At 69.5% G+C, this 7,802-nt stretch carries 8 protein-coding genes; 6 read left to right on the forward strand and 2 right to left on the reverse strand.

What is annotated here, in order from left to right; translation table 11 throughout:
- Positions 1–165: 165 nt before the first annotated feature.
- Together AB0M82_RS45740 and AB0M82_RS45745 are read right to left on the reverse strand one after the other, a co-directional pair.
- Positions 166–1,101, reverse strand: coding sequence for an LLM class F420-dependent oxidoreductase (locus AB0M82_RS45740; RefSeq protein WP_364736144.1), 936 nt, complete (start codon positions 1,099–1,101; stop codon positions 166–168).
- 5 nt (positions 1,102–1,106) lie between these two features.
- Positions 1,107–1,727 (reverse strand): TetR/AcrR family transcriptional regulator, encoded by a 621-nt coding sequence (locus AB0M82_RS45745; protein ID WP_364736145.1) that lies wholly within the window; start codon positions 1,725–1,727, stop codon positions 1,107–1,109.
- Between the two features lie 130 nt (positions 1,728–1,857).
- Here AB0M82_RS45745 and AB0M82_RS45750 point away from each other — a divergent pair, with 130 nt between their 5' ends.
- The 6 genes from AB0M82_RS45750 to AB0M82_RS45775 all read left to right on the forward strand — a co-directional run bounded on the left by AB0M82_RS45750 (position 1,858) and on the right by AB0M82_RS45775 (position 7,314).
- Positions 1,858–2,379: a hypothetical protein gene (locus AB0M82_RS45750; RefSeq protein ID WP_364736147.1), complete on the forward strand. Its 522-nt coding sequence runs from the start codon at positions 1,858–1,860 to the stop codon at positions 2,377–2,379.
- An 18-nt stretch (positions 2,380–2,397) separates the two neighbouring features.
- Positions 2,398–3,348 (forward strand): oxidoreductase, encoded by a 951-nt coding sequence (locus AB0M82_RS45755; protein WP_364736158.1) that lies wholly within the window; start codon positions 2,398–2,400, stop codon positions 3,346–3,348.
- A gap of 37 nt (positions 3,349–3,385) precedes the next feature.
- Complete coding sequence (gene lipA, locus AB0M82_RS45760) at positions 3,386–4,387, forward strand: lipoyl synthase (RefSeq protein ID WP_364736148.1); 1,002 nt, start codon at positions 3,386–3,388, stop codon at positions 4,385–4,387.
- A 44-nt stretch (positions 4,388–4,431) separates the two neighbouring features.
- Entirely contained in the window at positions 4,432–5,079 is a 648-nt protein-coding gene (locus tag AB0M82_RS45765) for a DedA family protein (protein ID WP_364736150.1), read from the forward strand.
- A 52-nt stretch (positions 5,080–5,131) separates the two neighbouring features.
- Positions 5,132–6,001: a patatin-like phospholipase family protein gene (locus AB0M82_RS45770; RefSeq protein ID WP_364736153.1), complete on the forward strand. Its 870-nt coding sequence runs from the start codon at positions 5,132–5,134 to the stop codon at positions 5,999–6,001.
- 104 nt (positions 6,002–6,105) lie between these two features.
- A complete protein-coding gene (locus AB0M82_RS45775) occupies positions 6,106–7,314 on the forward strand; it encodes an Ig-like domain-containing protein (protein WP_364736155.1) in 1,209 nt (402 codons plus the stop codon).
- Positions 7,315–7,802 lie beyond the last annotated feature (488 nt).

The following is a 7,802-nucleotide window of genomic DNA, read 5'->3' on the forward strand; positions in this document are numbered from 1 at the left end:
GTATCGGTCGACCCGCGGCGTCGTGGTCAGCGCGATGTCGAACTCGTCGGTCGGCAACGGCGCCAGCAGCGGCGCCTCCAGCGTGAAGTCCCTCAATGCGACATTCACGGCTTTCGTGGCCCGGAACTGTCGGTGCCTCCCCGTAGCGTGGAAATCGGGGGCTGCTCAGTCCAGTTGCGGCGCGACCTCGGTGGCGATCAGGTCGATCTGGTCCAGGTCCGAAAGGTCCAGCAGCTGCAGGTAGACCCGCGTGATCCCGGTCTTCTCCCGCCACTGCCCGATCTTGTCGACGACCTCGGCGGGCGTCCCGGCCAGGCCGCTCGCGCGAAGCTCGGTCACGTCCCGGCCGATGACCGAAGCCCGGCGCGCGACCTCCGCGTCGTCGCGGCCGACGCCGATGACCAGCGCGACCGAGCGCAGGATCTCCTTCGGGTCGCGGCCGATCTCGTGCGCCGCCGCCTCGACGCGGGCGAACTGCGCCGCCGCGGTTTCGATGTCGGTGAAGGCCAGGTTGAACTCGTCGGCGAACCGCGCGGCCAGCGCCGGCGTGCGCTTCTTGCCGCCGCCACCGATGATCACCGGCGGCGCGGGCCGCTGCGCCGGCTTGGGCAACGCGGGCGAGTCGACGAGCCGGTAGTACTGGCCCTCGAAGGAGTACGTCGAACCCGGCGGCGTCTTCCACAGGCCGGTGACGATCTCGAGTTGCTCGGCGTAGCGGTCGAAGCGCTCCTTCAGCGGCGGCAGCGTCAGGCCGTACGCCTCGTGCTCGGCCTCGTACCAGCCGGAGCCGAGGCCGAGCTCGACGCGGCCGCCGGACATCTGGTCGACCTGTGCGACGGCGATGGCCAGCGGGCCCGGATACCGGAACGTCGCCGCGGTGACGAGCGTGCCGAGCCGGATCCGGGTCGTCTCCCTGGCCAGGCCGGCCAGGGTGATCCAGGCGTCGGTCGGGCCGGGCAGGCCGTCGGCCGAGCCCATCTTCAGGTAGTGGTCGCTGCGGAAGAAGGCGTCGTAGCCGGCGGCTTCGGTCGCCTTGGCGACGCGCAGCAGGTCGTCGTAGCTGGCCCCTTGCTGGGGCTCGGTGAAGATCCTCAAGTCCACGAAGATCAGCCTATCGAGCGCGCGGTCTCTTCGCCGTCGGTGCGCCGCAGCCGGACCAGCATGCGGACGATCACGTCCTCGATCTCGGCCCCGACCTTCTTCGGGTCCGGCGAGCTGGCGATCTCGGTCGCCGCGCTCGACAGTGCGCCGAACAGCAGCCGGGCGGTGACCTCCACCGGCACCGGCTCGACCTCGCCCGCGTCGATCAGCGACTGGAGGCCGGACCGCACGAGCCCGAAGCTGCACCGCTCCTCGGCTTCGCGCCAGCGCTCCCAGCCCATGACGACCGGCGCTTCGTGGATGGCGATCCGCTGGTAGGCCGGGTCGAGGCAGGCGCGGATGAACGCGTTGAGCGCGCCGAGGGCCCGTTCCCACGGCGAGCCGTCACCGGTCATGATCTTGTCGAGCCGGTCGTAGACGAGGCTTTCGACCTGGTCGAACGCCGCCTCGAAGAGGGCCTGCTTACCGCTGAAGTGGTGGTACAGCGCGCCTTTGGTCACCCGGGCGCGTTTGGCGATCTCGTCGAGCGAGGTGCCCGCGTAACCGCGTTTGGTGAACAGTTCGACCGCGCTGTCGACCAGCGCGGACCGCGTCGACTCCGAGTAGTCGAGTCGTCTGGACCTCATTGTCGCCACCTTCACACCTTACGCCCGGAGGATCTCTCCATACCCATGGTATGTTGGCGGCGTCAGGTCCGTACCGGGAGTATGCCGCAAACCGGCGGTATGACCCGGGCCACGGAAGGGAATCCACACGATGAGCTGGACAGACTTCTACCGACGTCAGGAAATCCTCGAAGCCACGGTCCGCCTGGCCGCCCGGAACCCGGGCGCGCCGCTGCCGCTCGAGGAGGTTCCCGGTGCCGAAGACCACTTCGGCACCGAGGAGAACGTCCTGGCCGCCCTGCAGTACAAGTGGACACGGACGCTGAGCGGACGGCTGCGTGCGGAGGTCACCGACCCCGACGAAGCCGACGGTCTCGGCGACAACGTCGACGCCGTCACCCGCGCATGGCGCGCCACTGTCGAGGAGCACGAAACGCTGCGCGCGGTGCTGGACGGCGCCTACGAGCGGCACGCGTCGCTGCGCCGGATGCACGAAGGCGAGCTGCGGATGCTCGCCGTCACCGCCGGGCTGGCCGACCCGCGCGAGCCGGGCGAGGACATCGTCAAGGTGGGCCACGCGCTCGAGGCGCTGCTGCGCACGAGCCGCGAGGCGCCCGCCCGCCGCCATCCGGTGATGGGACACCTCCGCCGGTTGCTCGCGCCGAGTGCGTAACAGGAGTTAAGTATGCGCATGACCCAGCGCTGGACCGAAGCCGACATCGCCGACCAGACCGGGCGGACCGTCCTGGTCACCGGCGCCAACTCCGGCCTCGGCCTGCGCACCGCCGAGGTGCTCGCGGGCAAGGGGGCCCGCGTGCTCCTCGCCTGCCGCTCCGCCGAACGCGGCGCGAAGGCCCTCGAACAGGTCCGCGCGGCCGCCGCGGGCGCCGCACCCGAACTCGTCCCACTGGACCTGAGCGAGCTCGCGTCGGTGCGCGCGGCCGCCGCGTCGGTGCGGGAACTCACCGGCGACGCGCTGGACGTGCTGGTCAACAACGCCGGCGTGATGGCGACGCCGCGCGGGAAGACCGTCGACGGCTTCGAGACCCAGTTCGGCACGAACCACCTCGGCCACGCGGCGCTCACCTGGCTACTGCTGCCCGCGCTGCGCGGCGGCACCGCCGCCCGCGTCGTCACGCTGTCGAGCCTCGCGGCGACCGGCGCGCGGATCGACGTCGCCGACCCGAACTTCGAGCACCGGCGGTACAACCCGGGCGCGGCCTACGGCCAGTCGAAGCTGGCGAACCAGGTGTTCGCGCTGGAGCTGGACCGGCGCCTGCGTGCCGCGGGTGACGACGTCCGCAGCGTCGCCGCGCACCCGGGCTACACGGGGACCGGCCTCGGCCAGGGTATGGCGCGGTCGTACCGCAACCCGGTGCTGCGCGCCGTCATCGGCGGCGGCAACCGGATCGGCGAGATCCTGTTCGCCCAGAACGTCCGCCAGGGCGCCCTTCCGCAGCTGTACGCCGCCACCGCGGACGGCGTCGAGGGCGGCGACTACATCGGCCCGCGGGGCGTCGGCGGCATGCGCGGGTACCCGGTGAAGGTGAGCCCGCTCGCCTCCGCACGCAACGAGTCGCTGGGCGCCGGATTGTGGGACGTCACCGCGAAGTTGACCAGCGTCACTCCCGACCCCGCGTAGCCGGAATCACCTCGGGGGCGGGCGTAGGGTTGACCGCGTGAGTGCTGCGCCGGAGGGCCGGAAGCTGTTGCGTCTCGAGGTTCGCAATAGTGAGACGCCGATCGAGAAGAAGCCGCCGTGGATCAAGACGCGGGTACGGATGGGTCCGGAGTTCACCGAGCTGAAGGGCTTGGTGCGCCGCGAGGGTTTGCACACGGTGTGTGAAGAGGCGGGTTGTCCCAACATTTATGAGTGCTGGGAGGATCGTGAGGCCACGTTCCTGATCGGTGGTGATCAGTGCACGCGGCGGTGTGATTTCTGTCAGATCGATACGGGTAAGCCGGCTGCTTTGGATCGGACCGAGCCGCGGAAGGTCGCCGAGTCCGTGCAGGCGATGGGGCTGCGGTACTCGACGGTCACCGGCGTCGCGCGCGACGACCTGGAAGATGGTGGTGCCTGGCTGTACGCGGAGACGGTGCGGCAGATTCATGCGTTGAACCCCGGCACCGGCGTCGAGCTGCTCATCCCGGACTTCAACGCGGACCTCGGCCAGCTGGCCGAGGTGTTCGGCTCGCGGCCGGAGGTGCTGGCGCACAACGTGGAGACAGTGCCGCGGATTTTCAAGCGGATCCGTCCCGGCTTCCGGTACGCGCGGTCGTTGGACGTGATCACGAAGGCGCGTGAGGCGGGGTTGGTGACGAAGTCGAATCTGATCCTGGGCATGGGTGAGACGCCGGACGAGGTCGCGCCGGCGATGCGGGACCTGGTCGACGCGGGCTGCGAGATCCTGACGATCACGCAGTACCTGCGGCCGTCGTCGCGGCACCACCCGGTGGACCGGTGGGTCAAGCCGGAGGAGTTCGTCGAGCACTCGAAGGCCGCCGAGGCGATGGGTTTCGCCGGTGTCATGGCGGGCCCGCTCGTGCGGTCGTCCTACCGCGCGGGACGGCTGTACGCCCAGACCAAGGCCCACCGCGGCGAGGTTCTACCGGAGAACCTCCGGCATCTCGCGACCGAAGGACCCGCGGCTCAGGAGGCCGCGTCACTGCTGGCCAGGTGACGCACGTCACCTCACCATCCTTAAAGGATCGGTAAAGTGGCGGCATGGCCCTGGTTTCGGACCTTCTCAGCTGGTTGCAAGGACTCCCGGAACCGGGGCTCGTCGCGGCGACCGGTGGCCTGGTGTTCGCCGAATGCACGATCGGGCTGGGTTTCCTCGCCCCCGGCGAATCCGGGCTCCTCGTCGCCGCGACGACGGCGAACACCGTCCCGCGGTTCCTGGTCCTGTGGCTGGTCGTCACCCTCTGCGCGACGGCGGGCGACGCGCTCGGCTACCTCATCGGCCGCCGCTTCGGCCCCCGGCTGCGCGAGACGAAGCTGATCCGCAAGTACGGCCTCGAGGGCTGGGACAAGGCCACCGCCGTCCTCGAACGCCGCGGCGCCTGGGCGGTGTTCTTCGCCCGCTTCCTGCCGGTGATCCGGACGCTCACCCCGGCCGCGGCCGGGACGTCCGGGCTGCCGTTCCGCAAGTTCCTGCCGGCCGCCGCGGCGGGCGCGTTCTGCTGGTCACTGGTGCACATCAGTATCGGCGCGGCGTTGGGCGAGGCCGCCAAACGCATCGAAGGCGCACTGAACACGGGCGGCCTGATCGTCGTCGGCGTGCTCGCGGCCGCGGCGGTGTTCTTCCTGCTGCGGTTGAAGAAGCGCAAGGCACTCGCGGAACCCGAACGCGAACCGGAACGCGTGCCCTGACGGCCCGCCCCTCCCGGCGTCCACGGCGGGCGCGCTTACTACATTCGGCGGCATGAGTCTCGCGGATCTCCCCCGCCCGGTCGGCTTCGTCCTCGGCGGTGGCGGCAGCCTCGGCGCCATGCAGGTCGGCATGCTCCGCGCGCTCAGCGAAGCCGGACTCCGTCCGGACCTCGTGGCCGGCACATCGGTCGGCTCGCTCAACGCGGCGGTGCTCGCGCTGCCCGGCGACGACGCGCTCGCGCGGTTGCACGGCATCTGGGCACACATGACCCGCGCCGAGGCGTTCCCTGGCGGCGTGCTGAGCCGCGTCCGGACGCTGACGCAGAGCAAGACGCACCTGTTCCCCAACACCGGCCTGACGACCATCATCGCCGACCACCTCGGCGCCGAGACCCGCTTCGAGGACCTCGCGCTGCCACTGGGCGTCGTCACCACGCAGGTCGACACGGCCGAGCCGCTGCTGATCCGGTCCGGACGGCTGCTCGAGCCGCTACTGGCGAGCTGCGCGATCCCCGGCATCTTTCCCCCGGTCCAGCACGAAGGCCGGCTCCTGTACGACGGCGGGCTCGTCGCGAACGTGCCGATGCGGCAGGCGCTGGCCATGGGCGCGAAGTCGCTGGTGGTGCTCGACTGCGCGTTCCCCGGCAAGATGCCCGGCGCGCCGCGGACGTTCGCCGAGGTGATGATGTTCACCGCGATGATCAGCATGCGGAACCAGGCCGTGCTGGAAGCGCCGCTGGCCGGCGCGCAGGTGCCCGTGCTGTACCTGCCGGGGCCGGCGCCGGCACGTGTGAATCCCCTCGACTTCGGGCACACGGAGGCACTGGCGGACGAGGCGTACACGGCCGCGCGGGAGTACCTCGCCGAGATTTCGGTGGAGGGGCCGGGACTTTACGGCGCTCCAGGGCTCGTCATCACGTGATCCGCGTCACGCCGATGCACCGATCTGCCGGTAAGGACGTCATCGCTATCGCGTAGTTTTGATGACGAATGCCCGCCGATCCCGATTTTTAAAAAAGAGACAATATGCTCCCCAAGAAGATTTTACTTTCGGTGGCCGGAATTCTCGCCGGAGCACTGATGCTTTCCGCCTGCTCGTCCGGTGACGACGGCGGTTCGCCCGCCGGCGGGGCACCGGCGTCGGGGTCCGCCTCGTCCGACACGCCGGTCGCGGTGTCGTTCGAACCCCAGGGCGGCACGGGGGTGAACCCGGCGACGCCGATCGTCGTCAAGGCGGCCAACGGGAAGCTCCTCGACGTCACGGTGACCAACACCGCCAAGGGGAAGACGGTCGCCGGCAAACTCGCCGAGGACGGCCTCAGCTGGACCTCGAGCGAGCCGCTCGGCTACGGCAGCACGTACAAGATCGTCGCGCACGCCCAAGGCGCCAACGGGAAGCCGGTCGAGCAGGACAACCAGATCAGCACGATCGCGCCGAAGAAGCAGGCGAACGCCAACCTGATCCCGGCGCCGACCGCGGTGGCGAGCACGGGCGTCGGCGTCGGCCAGCCGATCGTGTTCAGTTTCGGCAAGGTCGCCGTGAAGAACAAGGCGGCGGTCGAGAAGGCCCTGACGGTGGAATCGACGCCGAAGCAGGACGGCAGCTGGTACTGGATCGACGACTCGAACGTCCACTACCGGCCGAAGGAGTACTGGAAGGCCGGCACCACCCTCAAGGTGACGGCGAAAATCTACGGCGTCGATTTCGGCGGCGGAGTGTTCGGCGCGGAAGATCGTGCGGAAACGTACAAAGTGCACGATTCCTGGATCGCGAAGGCGGACGGGAACTCCGAGCAGATGCAGATCTTCCACAACGGCGCGATGGTGAAGTCGATGCCGATCTCGATGGGCAAGGACGCGACGCCGACCCACCTGGGCGCGCACGTCATTTCGGACAAGCAGGCCAACTACACGATGGACTCGTGCACGTACGGCGTCTGCCCACCGGACCCGAAGGCGTACCGGTCCAACGAGAAGTGGTCGGAGCGGATCTCGAACGACGGCGAGTTCGTCCACGAGAACCCGAACAGCGTCGGGCAGCAGGGCAGCTCGAACGTCTCGCACGGGTGCATCAACCTGAACGACGCGAACGCCCAGTGGTTCTTCCAGAACATGGGCCTGGGCGACGTCGTGGAGGTCACCAATTCCGGCGGGCCCCAGCTCCCGGTGTGGGACCTGTACGGCGACTGGTCCAAGTCCTGGGCCGACTGGCAGGCCGGCTCGGCCGTGAAGTAACCCCACTACCCGTCTGAAGGGGGTCAGGAGCTCCGCTCCTGGCCCCCTTCCGCATGCCGCGGACAACCCTCCCGGCCCGATGCCCCCTCAGTCACGCGAGATACCCCTCCAGTCACGCGAGATGCCCGCCCAGTCACGCGAGTTCCGGCTCCAATCACACGAGTTCCGGCCCCAGTCACGGGAGTTCCGGCTCTGATCACGCCAGTACCGGTGTCCGGGGGGTCGGCTCGCGTACCCAGGCGGTCGGCTCGCGTGCCGGGACAGTGCGTGCCTGGAGGGTCGGTTCGCGTGCCTGGAGGGTCGGCCGGTGTGATCCGGGCCGTCATCCGCGTGACTAGGGCCGGAACTCGTGTGATTGGGGCCGGAACTCGCGTGATTGAGCCCGGAACTCGCGTGTCTGGATGGCCCGCTCGTGGTGGGTGGGTATAGAAAAAGGGCCTGGGTCCGGGAGACTTTTATGTCTCGACCGGGCCCAGGCCCTCTTCTTC

It is taken from the genome of Amycolatopsis sp. NPDC051128 (genome assembly GCF_040682715.1).
Classification (GTDB): Bacteria; Actinomycetota; Actinomycetes; order Mycobacteriales; family Pseudonocardiaceae; genus Amycolatopsis.

Coding starts and splice junctions, on each gene's coding strand:
- AB0M82_RS45770 (WP_364736153.1), top strand. CDS start 5,132: ATGAGTCTCGCGGATCTCCCCCGCCCGGTCGGCTTCGTCCTCGGCGGT.
- AB0M82_RS45775 (WP_364736155.1), top strand. CDS start 6,106: ATGCTCCCCAAGAAGATTTTACTTTCGGTGGCCGGAATTCTCGCCGGA.
- AB0M82_RS45745 (WP_364736145.1), bottom strand. CDS start 1,727: ATGAGGTCCAGACGACTCGACTACTCGGAGTCGACGCGGTCCGCGCTG.
- AB0M82_RS45765 (WP_364736150.1), top strand. CDS start 4,432: ATGGCCCTGGTTTCGGACCTTCTCAGCTGGTTGCAAGGACTCCCGGAA.
- AB0M82_RS45750 (WP_364736147.1), top strand. CDS start 1,858: ATGAGCTGGACAGACTTCTACCGACGTCAGGAAATCCTCGAAGCCACG.
- AB0M82_RS45755 (WP_364736158.1), top strand. CDS start 2,398: ATGACCCAGCGCTGGACCGAAGCCGACATCGCCGACCAGACCGGGCGG.